The 22,283-nt window shown below is 59.4% G+C and carries 24 protein-coding genes; 14 read left to right on the forward strand and 10 right to left on the reverse strand.

The features are described from left to right. Positions 1–183: 183 nt before the first annotated feature. From ABRP93_RS08825 to ABRP93_RS08835, 3 genes are all read left to right on the forward strand, one after another. On the forward strand, positions 184–1,365 hold the full coding sequence (locus tag ABRP93_RS08825) for a hypothetical protein (RefSeq protein ID WP_349864028.1): 1,182 nt from the start codon (positions 184–186) through the stop codon (positions 1,363–1,365). A gap of 136 nt (positions 1,366–1,501) precedes the next feature. After that, positions 1,502–1,738, forward strand: coding sequence for a type II toxin-antitoxin system RelB family antitoxin (relB, locus tag ABRP93_RS08830; protein ID WP_349864030.1), 237 nt, complete (start codon positions 1,502–1,504; stop codon positions 1,736–1,738). Beyond that, positions 1,722–1,985, forward strand: coding sequence for a type II toxin-antitoxin system RelE family toxin (locus ABRP93_RS08835; RefSeq protein WP_349887684.1), 264 nt, complete (start codon positions 1,722–1,724; stop codon positions 1,983–1,985). The genes relB and ABRP93_RS08835 overlap by 17 nt, the downstream gene beginning before the upstream one ends. Before the next feature lie 59 nt (positions 1,986–2,044). Here ABRP93_RS08835 and ABRP93_RS08840 read toward each other — a convergent pair whose 3' ends face one another. The 3 genes from ABRP93_RS08840 to ABRP93_RS08850 are packed head-to-tail and all read right to left on the reverse strand — an operon-like array spanning position 2,045 to position 6,323. Next, a complete protein-coding gene (locus ABRP93_RS08840) occupies positions 2,045–2,677 on the reverse strand; it encodes a DUF3239 domain-containing protein (RefSeq protein WP_349887685.1) in 633 nt (210 codons plus the stop codon). Beyond that, positions 2,674–4,299 carry a DNA repair helicase XPB gene (locus tag ABRP93_RS08845; protein ID WP_349887686.1) on the reverse strand — a complete coding sequence of 542 codons (1,626 nt, stop codon included), beginning with the start codon at positions 4,297–4,299 and terminating at the stop codon, positions 2,674–2,676. The genes ABRP93_RS08840 and ABRP93_RS08845 overlap by 4 nt, the downstream gene beginning before the upstream one ends. Next, positions 4,296–6,323, reverse strand: a complete 2,028-nt coding sequence (locus ABRP93_RS08850; protein WP_349887687.1) for a helicase-associated domain-containing protein — start codon at positions 6,321–6,323, stop codon at positions 4,296–4,298. Before ABRP93_RS08850 ends, ABRP93_RS08845 begins: the two co-directional genes overlap by 4 nt. Positions 6,324–6,388: 65 nt before the next feature. Between ABRP93_RS08850 and ABRP93_RS08855 the strand changes: the two genes are divergently transcribed. Beyond that, positions 6,389–6,574, forward strand: coding sequence for a hypothetical protein (locus ABRP93_RS08855; protein WP_349853731.1), 186 nt, complete (start codon positions 6,389–6,391; stop codon positions 6,572–6,574). A gap of 47 nt (positions 6,575–6,621) precedes the next feature. Here the strand turns inward: ABRP93_RS08855 and ABRP93_RS08860 are convergent, their stop codons facing one another. Then, positions 6,622–7,242 (reverse strand): resuscitation-promoting factor Rpf1 domain-containing protein, encoded by a 621-nt coding sequence (locus tag ABRP93_RS08860; protein WP_349887689.1) that lies wholly within the window; start codon positions 7,240–7,242, stop codon positions 6,622–6,624. Between the two features lie 295 nt (positions 7,243–7,537). On the opposite strand from ABRP93_RS08860, the gene ABRP93_RS08865 reads away from it, so the two are divergent. Further along, positions 7,538–7,918, forward strand: coding sequence for a cold-shock protein (locus ABRP93_RS08865; protein ID WP_005279828.1), 381 nt, complete (start codon positions 7,538–7,540; stop codon positions 7,916–7,918). Here ABRP93_RS08865 and ABRP93_RS08870 read toward each other — a convergent pair. Continuing rightward, positions 7,915–8,448: a DUF2771 domain-containing protein gene (locus ABRP93_RS08870; protein WP_349864040.1), complete on the reverse strand. Its 534-nt coding sequence runs from the start codon at positions 8,446–8,448 to the stop codon at positions 7,915–7,917. The two genes, ABRP93_RS08865 and ABRP93_RS08870, sit on opposite strands and share 4 nt — an antisense overlap. Before the next feature lie 6 nt (positions 8,449–8,454). Then, complete coding sequence (locus tag ABRP93_RS08875; RefSeq protein WP_349887691.1) at positions 8,455–9,264, reverse strand: glutaminyl-peptide cyclotransferase; 810 nt, start codon at positions 9,262–9,264, stop codon at positions 8,455–8,457. Between the two features lie 5 nt (positions 9,265–9,269). Between ABRP93_RS08875 and ABRP93_RS08880 the strand changes: the two genes are divergently transcribed. From ABRP93_RS08880 to ABRP93_RS08890, 3 genes are read left to right on the forward strand one after another with little or no spacing between them, the layout of a single operon-like run. Beyond that, positions 9,270–9,938, forward strand: a complete 669-nt coding sequence (locus ABRP93_RS08880) for a DUF3027 domain-containing protein (protein ID WP_349887692.1) — start codon at positions 9,270–9,272, stop codon at positions 9,936–9,938. A gap of 50 nt (positions 9,939–9,988) precedes the next feature. Next, positions 9,989–11,392 carry an NCS2 family permease gene (locus ABRP93_RS08885; protein ID WP_349853726.1) on the forward strand — a complete coding sequence of 468 codons (1,404 nt, stop codon included), beginning with the start codon at positions 9,989–9,991 and terminating at the stop codon, positions 11,390–11,392. Positions 11,393–11,402: 10 nt separating this feature from the next. Then, complete coding sequence (locus ABRP93_RS08890) at positions 11,403–12,209, forward strand: TrmH family RNA methyltransferase (RefSeq protein ID WP_349887694.1); 807 nt, start codon at positions 11,403–11,405, stop codon at positions 12,207–12,209. On the opposite strand, the gene ABRP93_RS08895 is transcribed toward ABRP93_RS08890, so the two are convergent. The 3 genes from ABRP93_RS08895 to serC form a co-directional block, all read right to left on the reverse strand. Beyond that, entirely contained in the window at positions 12,170–13,000 is an 831-nt protein-coding gene (locus tag ABRP93_RS08895; protein WP_349887696.1) for a DUF6928 family protein, read from the reverse strand. The genes ABRP93_RS08890 and ABRP93_RS08895 overlap by 40 nt on opposite strands. A gap of 3 nt (positions 13,001–13,003) precedes the next feature. After that, positions 13,004–13,852 carry a septation protein SepH gene (gene sepH, locus ABRP93_RS08900; RefSeq protein ID WP_349887697.1) on the reverse strand — a complete coding sequence of 283 codons (849 nt, stop codon included), beginning with the start codon at positions 13,850–13,852 and terminating at the stop codon, positions 13,004–13,006. Positions 13,853–13,958: 106 nt separating this feature from the next. Next, positions 13,959–15,077: a phosphoserine transaminase gene (gene serC, locus ABRP93_RS08905; RefSeq protein ID WP_349887698.1), complete on the reverse strand. Its 1,119-nt coding sequence runs from the start codon at positions 15,075–15,077 to the stop codon at positions 13,959–13,961. Between the two features lie 157 nt (positions 15,078–15,234). Here serC and ABRP93_RS08910 point away from each other — a divergent pair, with 157 nt between their 5' ends. The 6 genes from ABRP93_RS08910 (at position 15,235) to ABRP93_RS08935 (ending at position 21,336) form a co-directional block, all read left to right on the forward strand. Beyond that, on the forward strand, positions 15,235–16,527 hold the full coding sequence (locus ABRP93_RS08910) for a citrate synthase (protein WP_239269226.1): 1,293 nt from the start codon (positions 15,235–15,237) through the stop codon (positions 16,525–16,527). 121 nt (positions 16,528–16,648) lie between these two features. Next, positions 16,649–17,008: an FKBP-type peptidyl-prolyl cis-trans isomerase gene (locus tag ABRP93_RS08915; protein WP_023025863.1), complete on the forward strand. Its 360-nt coding sequence runs from the start codon at positions 16,649–16,651 to the stop codon at positions 17,006–17,008. A gap of 109 nt (positions 17,009–17,117) precedes the next feature. Then, the gene (locus tag ABRP93_RS08920; protein WP_349864057.1) at positions 17,118–17,981 is read left to right on the forward strand and encodes an aldo/keto reductase; all 864 of its coding nucleotides are present in this window, start codon (positions 17,118–17,120) and stop codon (positions 17,979–17,981) included. A 394-nt stretch (positions 17,982–18,375) separates the two neighbouring features. Further along, positions 18,376–18,723, forward strand: a complete 348-nt coding sequence (locus ABRP93_RS08925; RefSeq protein WP_349864059.1) for a DUF485 domain-containing protein — start codon at positions 18,376–18,378, stop codon at positions 18,721–18,723. Further along, positions 18,724–20,367 (forward strand): monocarboxylic acid transporter, encoded by a 1,644-nt coding sequence (locus ABRP93_RS08930; protein ID WP_349887700.1) that lies wholly within the window; start codon positions 18,724–18,726, stop codon positions 20,365–20,367. It begins immediately after the preceding gene. Positions 20,368–20,406: 39 nt separating this feature from the next. After that, entirely contained in the window at positions 20,407–21,336 is a 930-nt protein-coding gene (locus tag ABRP93_RS08935; protein WP_349887702.1) for a hypothetical protein, read from the forward strand. Between the two features lie 2 nt (positions 21,337–21,338). Here the strand turns inward: ABRP93_RS08935 and ABRP93_RS08940 are convergent, their stop codons facing one another. Then, a complete protein-coding gene (locus ABRP93_RS08940; protein WP_349887721.1) occupies positions 21,339–22,244 on the reverse strand; it encodes a DUF1906 domain-containing protein in 906 nt (301 codons plus the stop codon). Positions 22,245–22,283 lie beyond the last annotated feature (39 nt).

The following is a 22,283-nucleotide window of genomic DNA, read 5'->3' on the forward strand; positions in this document are numbered from 1 at the left end:
GAAGCTAAGCCTGTACACGCTGATGGTACTGCAACCGGGAGGTTGTGGGAGAGTAAGTCACCGCCGACACCAAACAAAAACAACAACAAAATAAAGTTTGTACTGAGAGGGGCAAGGTCACTAGTCTTACTAGTGTCCTTGCCCCTCTTCTTCGTGACCCCTGGATTTTCTATAATAAAGCTCATGAGGACTCTTGCACAGGCGGTAACCGATCTCGTTCGGACCAATGACCCTGATCTGTACAAGGGTGAACGCGGGGTGTGTTATAGCGACCGCGTATTTGAAGCTGCTGAGCTATTAGAACAAGCAGTAGGGGATCCTGCACGACTTTCTGGGGTCGTGCCGCCGAGTCCATCTGATATTGTGCTTGTTTCCCTATACGCAGTCGAAGAGGTTCTCAAGACTATCCCTAGGGTGAATGACTATGCCCATGTCGTAAGGGATGCCGGCGAAGTCTTGGCGCGGATAGTTCCCTCAGCGGCGCAGCAAGCTAGTTATTCTGGTAGCGCTTTGGCTGACTGGCTTATACGAATGAACGAGATTCTTCCAGCGGAGGAAATCGACCTCGACCCAGTTCATCTGGCACCCGCTCTTGGCGACGAGGGCGTAGCCCGCTTCTGCTCGTGGCATATGGTGGAAGAGGGCGTTGGGTACGTGGGGCGTCGGCTAGCGGTGCTTGAAGGCACCGCTGAAGCGGTTTTTCGTACCCATGGTTTGCAGGGAAGTGCGGCAACGCGATATGAGGAGGTCATTTCCGGCCTTTGTGACATCGGCCGCTGTGACCTTGCCTTTGTTTGGTCCGAGAAGGCAGTTGGCGAGTGCGCCGCAGAGGAAACCCGAAATATAGCCTCGCGTTGGGCTGTACTTGCTAGGGAGCATTTTCCCGAACACTCGGAACGCGTGGCCCGCAGTGTATTCGACACATATCCAGAACTGTCGTCCGCTCAGCAACTTTATGCCGCTGTCACCGACAAGGCGGAAGCTTCGGCACACATACAAGACAGGTTGGCGGTTAAGCCCTGGGATCTAGCTATGTTCCAGCACTTGTGCCTCGAAGACCCTGAACTTGCCTGGAGCACCGTCGTTAAAGCGGGCATGCAACAGTCAATGGCGCAACGGTTCCTTGATGACCTCCCGGAGCAGGCTCTTCCCTTCGTTCGCGAGGATGTCGCAACTTATCTAGATTCGACTCGGGTTGGTCGCGACATGGGAATTGAGCTGCTGCAAGCCATGAGAAAAAAGTCGGCGGAGCTAGGGGAGCCCTGGGATGCGGACTTCAACGCGTTCTTGGCTGACCTGCGACGCCGCTACACCGAACGGCATGTCATTTTAAGGCGACTGGACGAGGTTTCCCTTATCGCTTGATTTGGTTACTGAGAAAACGCTCAATTCGTGACTATGAGTGTGCAGGAAGTCAGCAATACAAGGTGACCACAGGAAAGCGCAGGCAATGCTCACGGGGTGGTGTACAAATCGCTTTACTTGTTGTAAACATGTTTACATGAGCGAGTCAGTAATTAGTTTGCGCGTTGACGCGAAGCAGAAAGAGCGCCTAGAGGCGCTTGCTTCGCGGACTGGGCGGACTGGAGCCTTCTATCTTCGCAAGGCTCTAGATTCCTACCTAGATGAACTTGAGTATGTGTATGCGCTTGAAGCTGAAGCCGAAGCAGCCCGACGCGGAGAATTGGACACGATCTCTCTGCAGGATTTAGAGGACGAGTGTGGCTTGGTCGATTGAGTTCACCCCGCGAGCGGCGAAGGCTTTCCGGAAGCTTGACAAACCCGTACAGAAACAAATCAGTAAGTTTCTTCGTGAGGTAGCAGAGTTAGACGATCCTCGTGTGCGCGGTAAAGGGCTTGTCGCGGACAAGTCTGGATTGTGGCGGTGGAGAGTAGGGGATTATCGAGTGATTGTTTCCATCCTCGATGAAGCGGTGGTCGTCAACGTCATCGATGTAGGACATCGACGCAATATTTACCTTTAACCATTCGGTATAGGTAAAAGAAAAAGCACCAGAAACAATCTGGTGCTTGAAAGTCCTGACTAGAGGACGAGCAGGTCATAGCGGGTGGCTTTGACATCGGAAAGCCGCTTGCGGGCGCGCTCCAAGCGCTGCCATTGTTCCTGGGGGATGGATTTACGGGCGATGGTGACGGTTTCAGCATCGGGAGTTCCCCAAGCAATGGGCATGGGGGAAATCTGCTGCCAATGCTCCTTATCGGAAGTAGAACGCTGGCCGGACACGGCGGCCACCGGAACCTTGGTACCAACGGTGCGTTGGACGCCGGGAATGGAGGATACCGTGCGCAGGCACGCGCCCCAGCGTGGGGGAAGGGACGGATCCACATTGGTATTAACCAAAGCAAGAAGGATCATGTCCCGTTCGTTGACCTGCGCGATGACGGCAGGCGCGAGCGGATAAGAATCATAGAGCGATTGAGCCGTTCCCACCTTGCTGGCGGCGGCGACGCCGACGATGGCAACGACGATGCCAAAAAGGATGAGCCCTAAGCCTAAGGTGATTCCCCAGGAAAAGCTCCGCCACACGGCGGCGCCGGCGATGATCAGGATGAGGCCGAAGATAAGCCCGGATACGCGAAGGCGGTTGGAATCGCGCAGTAACTCGTTATTGGCCTTAGCAAAGGACTCGTCAACGTCGAACTTAAAGATCTTCATTGGCCTAAGTCTACTGCGTCCATGAGCCGGTAGGCATATCCTTGCTCGGCGAGGAAGCGTTGGCGGTGCATGGCGTAGTCCGCATCCAGGCTGTCGCGGGTGACTAGAGTATAAAAGAGCGCCTCGGTTTCCTTCGGCCGCAGCAAGCGGCCGAGGCGTTGTGCCTCTTCTTGCCGGGAACCAAAGGTGCCGGAGACCTGGACGGCCAGTGCGGCTTCCGGCAGGTCAATGGAGAAATTGGCCACCTTGGATACGACTAGGATGGATAGCTCGCCCTCGCGGAATTGCTGGAAGAGCTTTTCGCGCTTGGCGGTAGAGGTAGTGCCATCGATGACTGGGGCATCGAGGTGTTCACCTAATTCGCGCAGTTGGTCCACGTATCCGCCGATGATGAGCGCTTGCTGGTCGTGGGAGGCAAGTATTTTATCGACGGCGCGGAGCTTGGCCGAGGCTTGTGCGGCGATGCGGTAGCGGTCGCGCGGCTGCGCGGTGGCATAGAGCATGCGTTCTTCCGGATCCATATCCACGCGTACCTCGATGCATTCCGCGGTTGCGATGTAGCCGGCCATTTCCAGCTCTTTCCACGGCGCGTCGTAACGCTTGGGTCCGATGAGAGAGAAGACATCGCCTTCGCGGCCATCCTCGCGCACGAGGGTGGCGGTCAGCCCTAGCCGACGCCGCGATTGCAGATCCGAAGTCATGCGGAATACGGGTGCGGGAAGCAGGTGGACCTCGTCGTAGATAATAAGGCCCCAGTCGCGGGAATCGAAGAGCTCGAGGGCGCGATACTCGCCCTTGGTCTTCCGCGTGACCACTTGGTAGGTGGCGATGGTAATCGGCTTGATTTCCTTCTTTTCGCCGGAGTACTCGCCGATGTCGCTTGGAGAAAGCGTGGTGCGGCGCAGCAGCTCGTCGCGCCACTGGCGGCCGGCAACGGTATTGGTGACCAAGATGAGGGTGGTGGATTGCGCTTTTGCCATGGCGGCGGCACCGACGATGGTTTTACCGGCACCGCAGGGCAGCACGACGACGCCAGACCCGCCGGACCAGAAGGCATCGGTGGCGTATTCCTGGTAATCGCGCAGGTGCCAACCGTCCTCGTTGAGCGCGATGGGGTGGGATTCGCCGTCGATATAGCCGGCAAGGTCTTCGGCGGGCCAGCCAGCCTTGAGGAGTTCTTGCTTGAGGCGGCCGCGCTCAGAGGGCGCGACGGCGATGGTGTTGTCATCAATGCGCGCACCAAGCAGTTTTCCTACCTTGCCGCGGGAGAGCTCGGTAAGGATGGCGGGCTCTTCGGATTCGAGGATGAGCCCGTGGGCGGGGTGGGCGTGGAGGCGGACGCGGCCGTAGCGGGACATGGTCTCGGCGACATCGACAAGCAGCGATTGTGGTACCGGGAACCGGGAGTAGGTTTTCAGGACATCGACGACCTGCTCGGCGTCGTGCCCGGCGGCGCGGGCATTCCACAGCGCCAGGGAAGTGATGCGGTAGGTATGCACGTGCTCGGGGGCGCGCTCCAGCTCCGCGAACGGCGCGAGGGCGGTGCGCGCAGCTGCGGAATCTGGATGATCGACTTCCAGCAAGACGGTCTTGTCCGACTGCACAATCAGTGGTCCGTTCATGCGTCTAGGGTAACGGAGGTAATGCGGTGCAGGGGAAACCGGATAGTGGAGCCATCGGTGGCGCGGGCATCGATTTGGCCACCGGCGACGGTCAGCGGGGTAACGGTGCGGGTTTTGGTATTGCCGTTTTTATCGGCGTAGCCAATGGTGATGGGCCGTGCGGTGCGCGCGGCGGCGTGGACCAGATCCAGGTTGGGCAGGCTCGGGGCCTCGCCAGTGGTGAGGTTGCGCAGCGCACGCGCGATATCGGGCGGAGCGGACTGGGCGCGCGGGCTGGGCGTGGGCAGTGTCGCGGGCTCGGGCGCGATGGACAGGCTCGCGCCGCTTTCGTCCTCGGCGGCGGGGGAGAGGCCGTATTCGCGCAGGCGCTCCAAGAGTTCGCTGACGCGTAGTTGGGAGATCGCGACCGTGGGGGCCAGCAGGCGCAGCGGAGCGGCCTTCGTAGCGATCTGCAAGAGGGCTGGGTCCTCGCTGCGCAGGTAGGACAGGGCAGGCCCGGAGCGCAAGGTGCCGTGGCGCTTGGCGATGTCCTCAATGTGGAACGCCAGCATATGCGGGACATCGCCATGCGCGGCGAAGAAGTCGCGGATTTCCGTGCCCGTCATCCCGCGGTCCAGGCCGCGGCGGAGTGAGGCATCGCTGATGCGGTAAACGCTGGCCAAGCCGGGCGATTCCAGATCCGCCAGGGACTCCAGGGTGTGGTGGGCAGCGGGCTCGAGGGGCCCTGGCACGAGCACGGTCATATCCGCCTGGACCAGGAAATAATCGATGGTCTCTGGGGTCAGGGAATCGGCGGCATCGAAGCCATCGATAAGCACGCTGGTGGCTCGCCCGAGCGCGATGGCGCCTATCCATTCGGCCTCGCGGTGCAGCTCATCGATGGTCTCTGGGGAGGTATGCGTGGCGAAAAGCGGAAAAGCAAAATGCAGATCCTCGCGAAATTCCTCCGTGGAAAGAGGCTCTGCGGAGTTGAGGTAGACGTCGAGGATATGCCGGCGGAACTTGGGTAGGCGATCGGTGCTGGTAGAGAGTACCCGGCCCGATTCCCATGGGGTCCACGGAGAATGTTCCCAGGCCGCGAGGAGCACTCGCCACTGCGCGGCTAGTCCTGCATCGAGCCACTCCTGGGCGGAGTCGGTGGGCGCAAGGAAGTTTCCCTCGTACCCGGACGGTTCGCCGCGGTTTATGAGCCGCGCGGATAGGCCAAGTGTGATCAGGTGGCGCAGTTCTGGTTCCGCGATGTCCAGCTGCTTGCTGATCTGGGTAAGAGGGCGCACGCCGACGGTTTTATCCTTGAGCAGCTCGATCGGCCGGGCACCCAGGGCAGAAATGAGCTGTTGCATGCCGCGCACTACCAATAGGCCGGCGGCGGTACCGGCGTCATCGGCCTTACGGTCTGCGGTGGGCTCGCCGCGGCGCGCGGAGGGCTCGGTGGGAATGTGGGGGACGGCATGCCCCTTCATGGCGCGGAGAACCTCGCGCGGCAGGCGAACGGTCTGGGAGTCCACGCGCTGCAAGAGCTGCTTGGCAATCAAGCGCGGCACCGGGTGGGACGGGTTGGTTTCGCGGGTGGTACCGATGCCATTGGAGCGCGCCAGGGTGGCAAGGACGTGGCGTTCGTCTTCGGCGAGGGTATCGATTGTCGCAGGCGATACCTCGAGCTGATCAAGCAGCGACCAGCCGGTGGGCAGCGCAGGCATGACCTCTGGCGGAATCTGTACCGCGCCGAAGGCGAGGCCGCGTTCCTTGAGCTCGCGGGTAATTTCGGGGTTGTGGTCTTCTACCTCCGCAAGCTCGCCGCCGCGCTTGGCGATGTCCTCCAGCACCGCCAACTGCTGCGCGTTACACTCCGCTAGCGCTCGGGCGATAGAGGTGCGCAAGAGGAGTCGCGTAGCCAGTGCTGCGATGGAGGGAGGCAGCGGGGTTAAAACGTCGGGGCGGTGGCGAAGGATTGTGGCCAGTTCCTCTTCTGAAAGGGAATTAAGCCAGGTGCGAAAATGCGGGAGGTGGGAGGACTGAGTCATGATAAATCACAATTTTAGCGCCGGATTGAGTTACGTTTTTGCCCGAGGTTTGAAATAATAAAGCTATGTCGAATGAAAAGAATGGCTTTGTTTCCCCGGCGTGGCCGGACAATGAACACCGCGAGCATGCAATTACGGAAATTTCTGCGCCTTTTGCTGGTGCTTCCAGCCCTTACGGCGATGAATTGGTGCTGCCGATGCCGGCAGAGAAGTTGAACTACGTTCATCCTTATACCCGCATCAACCGCTAAAAAAATCCCCTTGCCGCGAAAGGCAAGGGGAATTTTTATGCGCTTATTTAGCGGCTGAAGGTCTCAACCAGCTGTGCAATCGGGTCGATGACGTTGCGGTTTGCGGAGTAGAACGCGTTAAAGTCGTGGCGGTTGGCGTGGTAGGCATCCGAAATCTGTGCCGGCAGCTGCAGTCCGTAAGCGTTAGCGGTGTCCTTAACGAGGTTGTAGACGGCGTCTACAGCGAGCTCATCGGACTTGTTTTCTGCTGCTTGCTGTACTGGCTGCGGTGCTTCAGCGGGTGCGGAAGGGGCAGTGCGGTCGGTCGGCGCAGAGTTCAGGCCAAGGGAAGCCGAGCATGCAGGCCATGCGCCCCAGCCCTGGTTAGCCAGGGTGCGCTCAGCGATGACAATCTGCTGCTCGCGGGATGCCTGGTTAGCGGTAGGGGCGAATTCACCGCCACCGTATGCCTGCCAGGTCTGCGCGTTGAACTGCAGGCCACCGTGGTAGCCATTGCCGGTGTTGATGTGCCAGTCACCACCGGACTCACACTGTGCGAGGCGGTCCCAGTCGGAGTCAGGGGCAGCGGCGGCGTTCGGTGCCATGATGGCAGCGGCTGCGCCCAAGGCAACGGTGCCTGCGGTGAACTTAGCGGCAAAGTGGTTAGTCTTAGCGGAGTGGCGTCCCATAAAAGTAGTCCTTTCCGTGGTGCCCGTTTTCGTGTAAATGTTTTGCGCCTAGAAGAAAGGATGGGCAGGGAAACCTTCTTTGCGGCGACACTGAGGGCTAGCGTAGTGGTTTATAACGAAATAGTCACGTTCTGGGCACTAAATGGGAAAGAATTGAGACTATTGGGGTTCCGTCCGCAATATTTCCGCAGGTAATCGCCATGGTGTTATCTATATCACACGGCACGTGGAACTTCTGTTCTGTATAACTTCCAGCTAAACTTAAGAATTTACCCAAGAGAAGAGGTGGATACCTATGCCCATTGGCAAAGTGAAGTGGTATGACGCCGAGAAAGGTTTCGGTTTCGTTAGCAACCCGGGCGATGAAGACGTCTACGTCGGCCGGAATGTCCTGCCCAAGGGAGTAGAAGAAATCTTTCCGGGCCAGCGCATCGAATTCGATTTCGCGGCGGGGCGCCGCGGACCGCAGGCGCTGCGGGTGCGCGTGCTGGACAAGCCGCGCCGCCGCACGCCGTCGCGCAAGCCGGAAGAGCTCGGCAGCATGGTCTCTGATGTTATGACTCTGCTGGAATCGCAGGTGCAGCCGGTACTGAACTCGGGGCGCTACCCCGAGCGCAAGACAGGGCGCCAAGTAGCAGAAATCCTCCGCGCGATTGCGAAGGATTTAGATAGTTAATCATCCATGGTGGAGAGGGACCACACGGTGGCGAGGGGGGTTTCTTCGCCATCGTCGTCGGTGCCAATCATGAGGGAGGAAACCTCCACCACCATGAGCCGGGGGCGCTCGCCAGTCGATGCCTCGATGGGGTCTACCGAACCGGGGATATCTACCTCGGTCGTTTCATTCGCACCGTGAGAGGTCTCATCATTGGCGGCTGGGTCATCATAAATGGACAGCACCTTCCATTCGTGATTTGAGATCTCTTCGGGGATGTTCAGATGCAAGGTGTCATCCTCACCCACCGTTAGCTGGGGGACATCGCCTTCGGGGCAATCGGTTCCCGGCTCGCACACGAGGTAGGGCGTGACTTCCTTGGTGTTATCCCCCACGGAGGCGGTAATCGCGATTTCGCTCGGCTCAGGGCCTGGGCGCGAATTGCGCCAGCTTTGAAAGATCACCACGGAGGCGACGATGACCGCCACGACCACGATGAGCGCGAGGATTTGCAGCAGCGACTTTTTCCTTGCTTCCTTACGGGTTGCCATGGCCCATTACTTTACTCGAACGCGGTAGAGCTCATCCCACCGCTTGCCGGTAAGCCAGAATTCATCGGTGCCCTCGATATGGGCGATGCCGTTTAAGACATCATCGGGATCGGTGTATTTCGATTTATCGATGGCATCGGTAGAAATCACCGCGGTTACCTCGCCGGAGGAGGGATCTATGCGGTAGATATCTTCACTGCCCCACACGTTGGCGTAGACATCACCGTCCACGCATTCCAGCTCGTTAAGCTCTTCCACGGGCGAGCCCTCGAGGGTGACCTCGGTGGTCGAGCGCTCCGCAAAGGTTTCTGGATCCATGTGCCGCAGGGTAGAGGTGCCATCGGACATGATGAGCTCGTCCTGGTTGGCGCATAGCCCCCAGCCTTCGCCGGCATAGGTGGCAGACTTAGTGCGCTGGAAGTCGCCGTCATAGCGCAGGGCCTGCCCGCGCTTCCAAGTCAATTGCCAGATGGAATCACCGTATTGGGTAATGCCCTCCCCAAAAAGCGAGTCATCGAGGGCGTGTTCCTGCAGGACCTCGCCGGTCTCAGGGGAGAATCGGATGAGTTTGGATTCGCCCCATTGCCCGGTGCCGAGCAGCAGATTGCCCTCGCCGTCTTCCTCTAGTCCTTGTGTAAAGGAGTTCTCTGGCAGCGGCGCGGTATCGAGGACCTCGACTGAAAGGTGCTCGGGAGAATTGGGGGAGTCAGAAGAATCAGAGGAACAGGCGGTCAAGGCGCAGCAGGGCACGGCGATGAGCGCGGCGCGGCGGAGAAACGACATGCACCATATGTACCACTGTCGTCGGGCCATCATGAATAATGAGGGGCGTGAGTAAGCGAAAAGCAAATCCGTTGATCGATTCCCGCGCCGTACGCATCGCGCGTGAGGCTTTGGAAGAGGTGGGGGAAGGGGGCATCGGCAAGCATAGGGGCGTAGCCGGAATGGGCCGCAACGTTGTCACCCATCGCTTTGAAGCGGATATGCCAGGATACCCAGGCTGGGAATGGCAGGCCGTGCTCGCGTGCGCGGAAGGCTCGCGCTACGTCACCGTCAATGAGGTGGCGCTGGTACCGGGCGGGGAAGCGCTGCAGGCCCCGGAATGGGTGCCGTATGAGGACCGCGTGCTGCCGGGGGATTTGGGACCGGGGGATCTTATGCCGCCGGCCGTCGATGATGAGCGCCTGAATGGAAATGAGCTTTCCGCCAAGGGCCTAGCGGATGCCAAGCAGCGCTGGCAAGAAGAATATGGCCCAACCTCGGAGATGGCGGCCAAGGCGCATCTGCAGTGCCGCACGTGCGCGTTTTATATGCAGCTGATGGATAACTTTGGGGTATGCGCCAATGAGTATTCCGCCGATGGCCGCGTGGTGCATGCGCGCTACGGGTGTGGTGCGCATTCGCAGACGCGGGTGAGTGAGGAGAAGGCGCCGGCCGCGGCCTTCGATGACGAAAAGCCCATTTACCAAGATTTTGAATTTGGGGATTAAAGCAGCACACTTAGGGCGTAAAAATACCGCTCTACGTGAAAGGGCACGGCGTGAAAGCCACTCTCGATCGCTATTTCCAGATTTCTGAACGCGGTTCCACCATTGGAACTGAGCTACGCGCGGGAACGGTCTCGTTCTTCGCCATGGCATATATTATTTTGCTCAACCCGCTGATCCTGGGCACGAGCCCGGATGCGGAGGGCTATACCTTAGGCGTGCCGCAGGTCGCGGCAGCTACGGCGCTGGTCGCCGGCGTCATGTCCATCGCCTTCGGCGCGATTGCGAAGTACCCCTTCGCCATGGCCGCGGGACTGGGCATGAATACCTTCGTCGCCATCAGCATGGTCGCCACCAGCGGGCTGACCTGGCAAGAAGCCATGGGCCTAGTGGTAATCGAGGGCCTTATTATCGTCCTGCTCGCCGTGTCCGGTTTCCGCACCGCAGTATTTGACGCCATCCCGCAGCCCATGAAGGCCGCGATGGGCGTGGGCATTGGCATGTTCATCGCCATGATCGGTTTCGTGGACGGCGGGTTTGTCACCCGCGTGCCCGATGCCGCACAGACCACCGTGCCGGTGGGCCTGGGAATTAATGGATCGATTGCCACCTGGCCGGCGGTGGTCTTTGTCATTGGCCTTATCATTTGTGCCTTCATGGTCATCCGCAATGTCCCGGGTGGGCTTTTTATTGCCATCATCCTCAACACGGTGATCGCCTTTATTGTCCAGGCATTCACCGACTCGGAGGACTGGGGCATGGCCGCCCCAGAGGCCCCAGATGCGCTGGGTGGCATACCGGACCTTTCCATCGTGGGCGATGTGAACCTGGTGGGCGCCTTTGCCAATATCGGCGTGATTTCCACGGTCCTGCTCATCTTTACCTTGCTGCTGACCAACTTCTTTGATGCCATGGGCACCATGACCGGGCTGGGTAAGCAGGCCAAGCTCGTGGATGAAAACGGCAACCTGCCGGGCATGAAGAAGGCTCTGGTTGTGGAAGGCACCGGTGCGGTCGCCGGTGGTTTGGGCTCGGCATCCTCGAATACCGTCTTCGCGGATTCCTCTGCCGGCATTGCCGATGGCGCGCGCACCGGCCTGGCCAATATCATGACCGGCCTGCTGTTTATCGCCGCCATGTTTTTCACCCCGCTCTATGAGATCGTGCCCATCGAGGCCGCCGCGCCCGTCCTGGTCATCGTGGGCGTGATGATGGCTGCGCAGCTCACGGATATCCCGTGGACGCGCATGGAAGTGGCCATCCCGGCCTTCCTTACCATCGTGGTCATGCCGTTTACCTATTCGATTGCCAACGGCATCGGCGTGGGCTTTATTACCTTTGCGCTCATGTCCACCTTTGCTGGTAAGGCCAAGCAGGTGCACTGGATCATGTGGCTGCTTGCTGGCTTGTTCGTCATTTACTTTGGCATCGATCCGATTTCGGAGGCCATCGGCTAGCCTGGAAGGCATGCATATTTCTGATCCCCGTGACCCTCGCCTGGATGATATTCGGAACCTCAACAAATCCGATAAATCCGGCGAGGGTTTGGTCATTGCAGAAGGCCCCTTGGTGGCAGCCCGCCTGATGGAATCGCGGTTTCCCATGCGGTGCCTGGTGGGCTTTCCCCAGAAGCTGGAGGCCTTCTTTGCAGAGTACGGAGAGCCAGAGTGCCCCGTCTACGAAGTATCGCGTGAGACCCTCGCGGAGGTCGCAGGGTTCGATATGCACCGCGGGTTGGTTGCCGCCGCAAACCGCGCCCCAGAGCCGGAGGTGGGCGAGATTCTGGAGCAGGCCCGCACCATCGCCGTGCTGGAGGGCGTGGGGGATCATGAAAATATCGGCGCCATTTTCCGCCATGCGGCCGGCATGAACGTGGATGCGGTATTGCTGGGCTCAGGTGCTGCGGATCCGCTCTATCGACGCTCGGTGCGCGTATCCATGGGCCACGTGCTCCGCGTGCCCTTTGCCCATTTGGAGGGCGGTTTCACCACGTGGCAGCGTTCCTTGCAGGCGCTTGCCGATGCCTCCTTCACCCTCATTTCCTTAACCCCCAACCCCCAAGCGGTGCACCTGGCAGAGGCCATGCACGGGCAGGACAAGGTGGCCATGCTGGTAGGTGCGGAGGGTCCCGGGCTTACCGAGCACGCGATGAAGGCCACCGATATCCGCGCGCGGATACCGATGGCCCCAGGTACCGATTCCCTTAATGTGGCAACCGCCGCCGCCATTTCCTTTTATGAGCGCCAGCGATCCTTAAGTGACTTAAACGTCTGACGCAGCCAGTTGCCAATTAGCGAGCCGAGGTGCTTGGCGGTGGAAAGGATCTCATCGCCGGTGGAATCCGGCTCGGCATCGTGGTCCTCGTAGTCGTCATAATCATTAAGGCCCAGCTTATTCGCGGATTGAGCGGCGAACTCGCTGACCGGCTGCTTCGGCTTCGGCGGATCGATCTTGGGTTCTGGGCGCCCGTCGACGGCATAGCCCACGACATCGAGATCCGGGCCTTCCTGTCCCACGGTGATGCCCAACCAGTGTTTTTGGGCGGCCTCCATGATGCTGTGGGGGCGAAACGGCAGGGAAATGCCGCCGAGGGATTCGTCCTTTTCGCCGGCCCAGAACGGCGCCTCGAAGGGCTCGGGCAGGCCGGTGTCCTCGTAGAGACGGTCGCGGGAGGCACACAGGCAGCGCTTGAGCTCGCCGCCTTCCCACAGCGCGAAGCCCGCATAGTCCTCGTCCGCGTTGCTGACCAGGGCGATAACCCGCTGGGCGGGAACCGCGTTCAAGAGGTCTTGCGGCAGCTGGGAAAGCAGGACGGAATCGCCCTCGCAGACCGTTTGCACCACGGTAATGCCCGGGTAGCCGCCGATGTAGTACTCATTCGGATCCGTCTGCGCGGAGCGGTTCAGGGGGAATTGCCCAATCGGGGTGACCGGGAACTTGGGGTTGAGCTGGGCTAGGAACTTGCGGCCGAACCCGCGGTCCGCCTTGGGCTCGGTCTTGAGAACTTCTTCGGCGCCGGGCTTGGAGATGTACCACAGCGTGAGAACGGCATGAGAGATGTCCACTGTTTAGTCCCTCGGGCGCTTGGTATTGGAACGAACGCCCAAGAGCACGTCCTCCCAGTGTGGGGTGACGGCCTTGCGGCGGCGCTTCGAGGGCTTGGACTCGGAGGACGGATTCTGCAGGAATTCCTCTTCTTCCGTCTCCTCGCTGGAACCGGAAATATCGGTGACATTGGCGGGCTGGTCGCCGTCAATGGCTTCGTCGTAGCGGCCGCTTCCCAGGGAGGTCAGCGATCGCACCGGCTGCACGAAGTCCGGGTCCGTAAGGTCTGCCGCGACCGAGTTGCGGGCCTCGACCGTAGCGGGGGAGGACATGGACTGCTTGAAGGTCCATTCCGCCTCGTTCTCAGAAAGGCCAGCCTTCCAGGTCACGCGCACCACCCACGGCTCGCCCTGATGGCGGTAGGCATCCCACGTGGATTCTGAAAGGGAATGGCCGCGGGCGGCAAAGGAGCTCGCCAGTACTTCCCACAGGGTGAGCTTGGCCGGGCCGTCTTCGCGCACCGGGTGGGCCTGCTTGGCCACCTCAGAAATGCGGTTGCGCTCCAGCATGACCGGGTAGGCGAAGGGCTCGATGCGCGATTCATCCACGTGCATTTCTTCCGCGAGCTCTGCCGTGGAGGCGCCGGCGCGAATGCGGTTTTGGATCTCTGCCGGCCGGATCTGCTTTTCTTCCTCTTCGTGGGAGGGCTTGGGCATCGGCGCTAGCTTCGGCGGTGCCGGCTTGCTAGCGGCGGGCGTGAGGGCGGAACGCAGCTCATCGGTGATGGGAAGGGAAAACTCTTCGCCTTCTTCGGTGCGTAGCACCAATGAGTCTTCGCTCGATTCGCTGTCAACGAGAAACAGCTCGCGCATAGTGTGGCGCTCCTTTGCCTATCGACGGAAGGACGGATCTGTGATGCAGTCAACTATAACGCGAAAAGGCCCCGCGCCATGCGAGGCGGCGGGGCATGTTGATGACTTAGTTGGCATCCAGCACGTAGTCGATGCACTGCGTGAGCTTGGCGATGTCCCCAGGCTCAATCGCCGGGAACATACCCACGCGCAGCTGGTTGCGGCCGAGCTTGCGGTACGGCTCGACATCGAGGATGCCGTTGGCCCGCAGGGTCGCGGCAAGGTGGGCGGCATCCACGGAGTCATCGAAATCGATGGTGCCCACGACTAGCGAGCGCGCCGCCGGATCGCTGACGAACGGGGTGGCCTCCGGGCGGGATTCAGCCCAGTTATACAGCGTGGAGGAGGACTCGGTGGTGCGCTTGATCATGCCGTCGAGGCCGCCATTGTCATTCATCCACTTGATCTGGTTATCCAGCATGAGCAGGGTGGCAATAGCCGGGGTGTTATAGGTCTGGTTCTTGCGGGAGTTATTCACCGCGGTCTGCAGGTTCAAAAACTCCGGAATGAAGCGATCGGAGTTATTGATCTTTTCGATGCGCTCTAAGGCCGCCGGGGACATAGCGGCGAGCCAGAGTCCGCCGTCGGAAGCAAAGCACTTCTGCGGCGAAAAGTAGTACACGTCGGTCTCTGCAATATTGACGGGAAGGCCGCCGGCGCCAGAGGTGGCATCGACAAGCACGAGCTGCTGGTCGTTGTGGGGGTGGGGGCGAACGACCTCCGTCATCGCACCGGTTGAGGTTTCATTGTGGGCCCAGGCGGCGACATCGGCATCGGCCGCAAGCTCGCGCGGATCCGGGGCGGTGCCGGCGGGGGATTCGGTAAGGGCCGGGGCATCGAGCCACGGGGCCTTGGAGGCTGCCTTGGCAAACTTGGTGGAGAACTCGCCAAAGGTCAGGTGGGCCGACCGGCGCTCGATGAGGCCAAAGGTGGCCGCGTCCCAAAAGGCCGTGGCACCGCCCAAAGAAAAGACGATCTCGTACCCTTCAGGAAGCGAGAAGAGATCGCTTAAGCCCTCGCGTACGGATCCCACGAGGTTTTTCACCGCCGGCTGGCGGTGCGAGGTGCCCACGATAGCGGGGTCTATGGCCTCGATCTGGGCGGGGCGCACCTTGGAGGGGCCGCAACCAAAGCGGCCATCGGAAGGCAAGAGATCTGCTGGCAGTGTGATTTCTGGAGTACTCATGCCGCCAGTGTAGAACAGTTCCGGTTGAATGGCAGGTATTTTGATACCCGTAAACTTGTTGGCAGTATCACAAAGTTTGCTAGAGTGTGAATAGGTATAAGGCTGACTTGTGTAAGTTAGCGCCTTAAAGAACTCTTTAACAGGGAAAGGAAATTCCGTGTCTACTGAAGAAAACAAGGTAGTACTCAAGCACGCTGGCAACGAGTACGAGATGGATATCAAGCAGTCCACTGAGGGCGATTCCGGCTTCGATATCTCCAAGCTCCGCAAGGAAACCGGGCTTGTTACCTTCGACCCCGGCTACACCTCCACCGGCTCCACCGAGTCCAAGATTACCTTTATTAACGGTGAGGAGGGCATCCTTCGTTACCGTGGCTACGATATCGCTGAATTGGCAAATAACGCCACCTTCAATGAGGTTTCCTACCTGCTGATTAAGGGTCACCTGCCGGATGAGCAGGAACTGTCGGAGTTCAATAACGCCATCCGCCACCACACCCTTTTGGATGAGGACTTTAAGGCACAGTTCAACATCTTCCCGCGCGATGCCCACCCGATGGCCGTGCTTGCTTCCTCCGTGAACATTCTCTCCAGCTACTACCAGGATCAGCTGGACCCACTGGATGAGGAGCAGCTGGACAAGGCTACCGTTCGCCTGCTGGCTAAGGTGCCGATGCTGGCCGCTTACGCTTACCGCGCATCCCAGGGCAAGCCTTATATGTACCCGGATAACAACCTGAACGCGCGCGAGAACTTCCTGCGCATGATGTTCGGTTACCCCACCGAGGAGTACGAGGTTGACCCGGTTGTCTCCAAGGCACTGGACAAGCTGCTCATCCTGCACGCTGACCACGAGCAGAACTGCTCCACCTCCACCGTCCGCATGATTGGTTCCGCACAGGCCAACATGTTCGTCTCCATCGCCGGCGGCATCAACGCCCTGTCCGGCCCGCTGCACGGCGGCGCTAACCAGGCCGTGCTGGAGATGCTCGAGGACATCGAGAAGAACAACGGCGGCGACGCTACCGACTTCATGAACCGCGTGAAGAACAAGGAAAAGGGCGTTCGCCTGATGGGCTTCGGCCACCGCGTGTACAAGAACTACGACCCACGCGCGGCCATCGTCAAGGAAACCGCACACGAGATCATCGATCACCTGGGCGGCGACCCGATGCTGGATCTGGCCATGAAGCTGGAAGAGATTGCGTTGAACGACGATTACTTCGTCTCCCGCAAGCTCTACCCGAACGTGGACTTCTACACCGGCCTCATCTACCGCGCCATGGGCTTCCCGACGGACTTCTTCACCGTCCTCTTCGCCATCGGCCGCCTGCCGGGCTGGATCGCTCAGTACCGCGAGCAGCTGGAGATGAACACCAAGATTAACCGTCCTCGCCAGATTTACACCGGTGAAACCCTGCGCAAGGTTACCCCTCGCAGCGAGCGCTAATTAGCGCTTTTGGTCGCCCCAATTCAACCGAATCGGGCTTGAGCACTATAATTGGTGCAGCTCGGTTCGGTTTCATTGCGACCGCACGAACAAACTAGATTTCCCAAGGAGAATAATCCCCATGGATAAACCTGTTATTGAAGCCCAGTCTGGCCCGGCGCCGACCGACCTCGTCATCGAGGACATCGTCGTAGGCGATGGTGCTGAAGCTAAGCCTGGCGGCGTAGTGGAGGTCCACTACGTTGGCGCCGAATATGAGACCAACCAAGAATTCGATTCCTCGTGGGACCGTGGCCAGTCCATCGAGTTCCCACTGACCGGTCTCATTGCCGGCTGGCAAGAGGGCATCCCGGGAATGAAGGTGGGCGGTCGCCGTCAACTCATCATCCCGCCGGAAAAGGCCTACGGCCCTGCCGGCGGTGCGCACCCGCTGTCCGGCCGTACCCTGGTCTTTATCATTGACCTTATCCGCGCCGACTAATCTGCGCTAAAAGCGTTGAACCGGCTCCCCTTAAGGGGAGCCGGTCTTTCGTTGTGTAGAGGCAGTCAGTTGCCGCAGGGGACCGCATAAGACGGCAAACTGGGGCACAATGGGGAGTATGACTGTGCCAAATATTTCTTTCAATGATGACCGCGAGATGCCCCAGCTGGGTCTGGGAACCTACAAGCTCAATGACGATGAATGTATTCGCGTAGTCCGCGAAGCCATTGACCTTGGCTACCGCCACTTTGATACGGCAACGCTGTATAAGAACGAAGAGGCATTGGGTACCGCGCTGAACCAAGCCATTGACGCGGGCGACGTCACCCGCGAGGACCTGTTCATTACCTCCAAGGTCTGGCACTCCCATCACGGCGCGCAGAAGGTGGAACAGGCTTTCCAGGAATCCATGGAGAAGCTGAAGCTGGATTACTTGGACCTGTACCTTATCCACTGGCCGTGGCCACAGGGCGGGCTGTACGTGGAGACTTTTGAATCCATTGCCCGCCTGCAGGGCATGGGTCAGATTGCTTCCATCGGTGTCGCTAACTTCTACGAGGAGGTCCTCGAGGATCTCATTGATAAGACCGGCATTACCCCGGTGCTCAACCAAGTAGAGCTGCACCCCGGATTCACCCAGCCGGAGCTGCGCGAATTCCACCACAAGCACGGCATCGTGACCGAGGCTTGGTCGCCGCTGGCACGCGGCGTGGTGCTTAATAACCCGGAGATTGAAAAGATTGCCGCCGCGCACGAGGCTACCGAGGGCCAGGTGGTACTGGCGTACCTGATGGCCAAGGGCATTTCCGTTATTCCGAAGTCCGCCCGCAGTGAGCGTCTCAAGGAGAACCTGGCCGCCGCGGAGCTAGAGCTGGGCAAGGATGAAATCGCCGCGGTTGACTCCTTGGAAGGCCAAGAAGGCTTCGGCCGCATGTTTAATGACCCCCGCGAATTCCCGGGTGCTGAGGGCTAAGAAAGCACTCTCGGGCGAAGGAGCCACCGGCGACGGCGTCGTCGGTGGCTTTTGCTGTGCGTGCCCGTTGGGTGGAGAGTACGTGCTGGTCAAAGCACCAACGACGTTGATAGGTGGTTCCTTTCGTGCGGCCTTTACTCATTAGTTAATGTCTGGTTAACAAAATTTGCGAACCACTTAAATTCAGGGTGAAGGGGGTGATTTGCAAAGAATATTAGCCCAGTTCATCGGAACCTATCAAGCTAAAAGGGGGGAGTTTTTATGGGGCGTATTGGCAATATTTACTGCTTTGCAAAAAATGTTCTGTATCTTACATAGTAACGCAGGTAGTGATGAACAACACATCTCGCCTCGTTTGTACAGAACCTCTCTCACCCAAGGAGACAACCCTTCTATGAGTGATACAACTGCTTCCGTCGAGCGCCGTGAGCTTACGGCAGCCGACTACATAGAAATGCGCGATAGCGAAGAGTTTGGCGAGCTGCGCAGCGCTTATCGTAGTTTCACTTTTCCCATGACCGTCGCGTTTTTCGTGTGGTACATCGTCTACGTGCTGACTGCCGTGTTTGCGCCTGATTTTATGGCCATTGAGCTTGGCGATGGCGGCTGGAATATTGGCCTCGTCTTCGGCCTAGCCCAGTTCCTCACCACGTTCATCATTACCTGGGTTTACGTGAAGTACGCCAATAAGAATATTCAGCCTAAATCGGTTGCTATTCGTGAGAAGTTGGAGGCCAAGTAAATGACTACCACTTACCTTGCACAAGAAACTTCTGCCGGTAACCCGATTCTGAATATCTCCATCTTCGGCATCTTCCTCGTGGTGACGATGACCGTCGTGCTGCGCGCCGGCAAGACCACGAAGAAGGCTTCGGACTTTTATACCGGTGGTGGCTCGTTCTCCGGCCGCCAGAATGGCTTGGCCATTTCCGGTGACTACCTTTCTGCAGCGTCCTTCCTCGGTATCGTCGGTGCGGTGGCGCTTAACGGCTACGACGGATTCTTGTACTCCGTCGGCTTCTTCGTCGCTTGGCTCGTGGCCCTGATGCTCGTGGCCGAGCCGATGCGTAACGTGGGCCGCTTTACCATGGCGGACGTTTTGTCCTTCCGCCTGAAGCAAAAGCCGGTGCGCGTGGCCGCGTCCATCGCCACGCTCTTCGTGACGCTGTTCTACCTCATTGCCCAGATGGCCGGCGCCGGTTCGCTGGTGGCCGTGCTGCTAAACATCCATGACTTCAAGTGGCAGGCAGTCGTCGTCGGCATCGTCGGCGTGCTGATGATCCTCTACGTCTTGGTCGGCGGCATGAAGGGTACGACCTATGTGCAGATGATTAAGGCCGTCCTGCTGGTGACCGGTGTGGTCATCATGTGCATCATGGTGTTTATCTCCCTGCGCGGTGGCTTCAGCAACATGTTCAGCACCGCGATTGATATGCACGCGTCCTCCGATTACCTCCATGAAAAGGGCTATGAGGCCAAGGAAATCATGGAGCCGGGCCTGAAGTACGGTGGCTCTACCGCCGCTAAGTTGGACTTCATCTCCTTGGGTATGTCCCTCGTGCTGGGCGTGGGCGGCTTGCCACACGTGCTGATGCGCTTCTACACCGTGCCGACCGCCGTTGAGGCTCGTCGCTCCGTGACCTGGGCCATCGTTATCATCGGTGCCTTCTACCTGATGACCCTGATTCTGGGCTACGGTGCAGCCGCACTGGTTGGACCGGACCGCATCCTGAACGCACCGGGTGGCGCGAACGCCGCGGCACCGCTGCTGGCACTGGAAATCGGTGGCTCCATCTTCATGGCGATTATTTCCGCCGTGGCCTTCGCTACCGTGCTCGCCGTGGTGGCGGGCTTGGCGATTACCGCCTCCGCCTCCATCGCGCACGATATCTACCACGCGGTCATTCGCAACGGTGAATCCACCGAGGCAGAGCAGGTGCGCGTCTCGCAGGCCACCGTGGTGGTCCTGGGTATTGTCTCCATCATCTTGGGGATCTTGGCGATGACCCAGAACGTGGCCTTCCTGGTCTCCCTGGCCTTCGCAGTGGCGGCATCGGCTAACCTGCCGACCATCCTGTACTCGCTGTACTGGCGCCGCTTCAACACCGCGGGTGCCGTGGCCTCCATGTACACCGGTGTTGTCTCCTGCTTGGTCCTCATCTTCTTCTCCCCAGCGGTATCCGGCACCGAAAGCGCCATGTTCCCGAACGCGGACTGGGCTATCTTCCCGCTGACCTCGCCGGGTCTGGTCAGCATCCCGCTGTCCTTCTTCGTTGGTTGGTTCGTCTCCATCGTGACCAAGCCAGATAACTTGGACGAGCTGGCGGCAGAAATGGAAGTTCGTTCCCTGACTGGTGTGGGCGTCGAGGCCCCAGTCCAGCACTAATTGCCCGAAAAGGAGCAATTACCGGTAATATGGTTCGACGTGTTTAAACCGTCCTCTCTCAACGCGGCGGCATCAGTAAAGGCTGGTGCCGCCCTTGCCGTGTGCATGCTTGCCTGCTCTACGGTTGCTGGGTGCAGCAATAGCGAGCGAGACAGCACCGCCAAAGCCGAAGACACCACGATTACTGCGCATAGGGCAGCAAAGGTGCCCCCGCGGATCAATGAGTTCCTCAAGGGGGATGAGGATCATTCCATTAGCTATATTCGCCTGCACGATGGCATGTATATGGGCTCTGCGGCAGAACACGATCCCCGCCCGGCGCTTAGCCTCATCAAGCTCTACATCGCCACCTACGTCATTGAACAGGGCGAGTACGAGGACAAATACGAGGCGCTCGGCATGATCGCCAGCTCTTCTGATAAGAGCGCCGAGGAGCTGTTCAAGAAGTACCCGGATTCCATCGATAAGATTGCCAAGGAATACGATCTGGAATCCACCAAGGCGGGCGAGACTTGGGGCTATTCGGAAACCTCCACCTATGACGTGGCCAGCTTCATCTCTCAGCTCATCAAGCGCGATGAAACCCACCCCGTGCTGGTGGCGATGTCGCACGCGGATCCGGTCTCAGAAGATGGCTATGACCAAGACTATGGCACCGCGAAGCTCTCAAATGTGGTGGGCAGCAAGTGGGGCTGGTCCAATGACAAGTCGATCAATTCCTCGGTGTCCTTTGGCAAGAACTTCGTCGCCGCAGCCTCCATTAATGGCTCTGCCGATGACCTCACGGACTACGTGAAGAGCGAAATCAATGGCGAGAGCCTGGGCAAGGCTACCGAGCGGTTCCTGAAGTACAAGGACGGCGAGGACGTCCCGCCCATCGAGACGACCTCGGAGAAGCCGACCTCGAGCGAGAAGAAGGACGAGGGCAAGAAGGACGAAAAGAAGTCCTCCGAGCCCAAGGGGAAATAGGCTTACTTAAAGGCCTTGGCGATATCCTGGGCGGCATCGGCAAGCCCGCGAATTTGCTCGTTGCTTAGCGATGACCCCTTAAAGCTCACCCCGTCCGCGTTGAGCTGCGGCAAATCCGGCATATTCGGGATGGCCTTGTCCAGGGTGGAGCTGAGATCCTGGATGCCTGGCTGCTTGGAACCGAGCGTCCATTGGCCCCAGTCGCTGGCGTATACCTCGTTGACATCGACGATGACGTTCTCGATGGTCTGCTGGCGCGACTGCGGCAGCTGGTGAATGGTGGTCTTGGGGTGGATCTTCCCGTTGGAACCCCAGTCGTGCATCCAGTAGAACGTGCCAATCCCATCCTGGCTGGCCCACTCGATGACGTTGTAGTTGCCGTAGACACCGGTCTGGTAACCGGCCACGGACAGGGCCTTGGAAAATGCCTGCAGGTACGGCCGGATGAACTGGGTGTAGTGCTCGCGGGTGGGGTTATCGTCGATGGCGATGTAGATGGGGCGGTGCGTAGGGCCACCGGCGGCCTTGTGTAGCGAAATGGCCTGCGGGGCGTGGATGGCGGCGCCGGCCGCGCCCTGCTTCCAATCGGCGGTTTCGGCGCGGCCGAATTGATAGACCGAGGCCGTGGGCAGGCCGGCGGCGGCATTGGCCGCGGCCTCTTGAAGGGTAACCGGCTTGCCGGTCATCCAAGCCGCGCCGGGGCGCTTATTGGAAACGTAGCGAATGGCACCGATATGGCCCGCGCGCTTGATGGCCGCGGGGGAGGGGACGCCGGAGGAAAAATCGATAATGGTGCCGCGCACCGGGCCGAGGGCGGCGGCAGAGGGTGCGGCCGTACCAATGGCGCCGGCGGTAAGGGCAAGGGCGCTTGCCTTCAAGAGGCCGCGACGAGACAGAGACGGTGACATGAAAAGCTCCTGCAGTGATCGCATTAGTCACAATAGTTA

The sequence above is a fragment of the Corynebacterium sp. KPL2850 genome, from assembly GCF_040225855.1.
Classification (GTDB): domain Bacteria; phylum Actinomycetota; class Actinomycetes; order Mycobacteriales; family Mycobacteriaceae; genus Corynebacterium.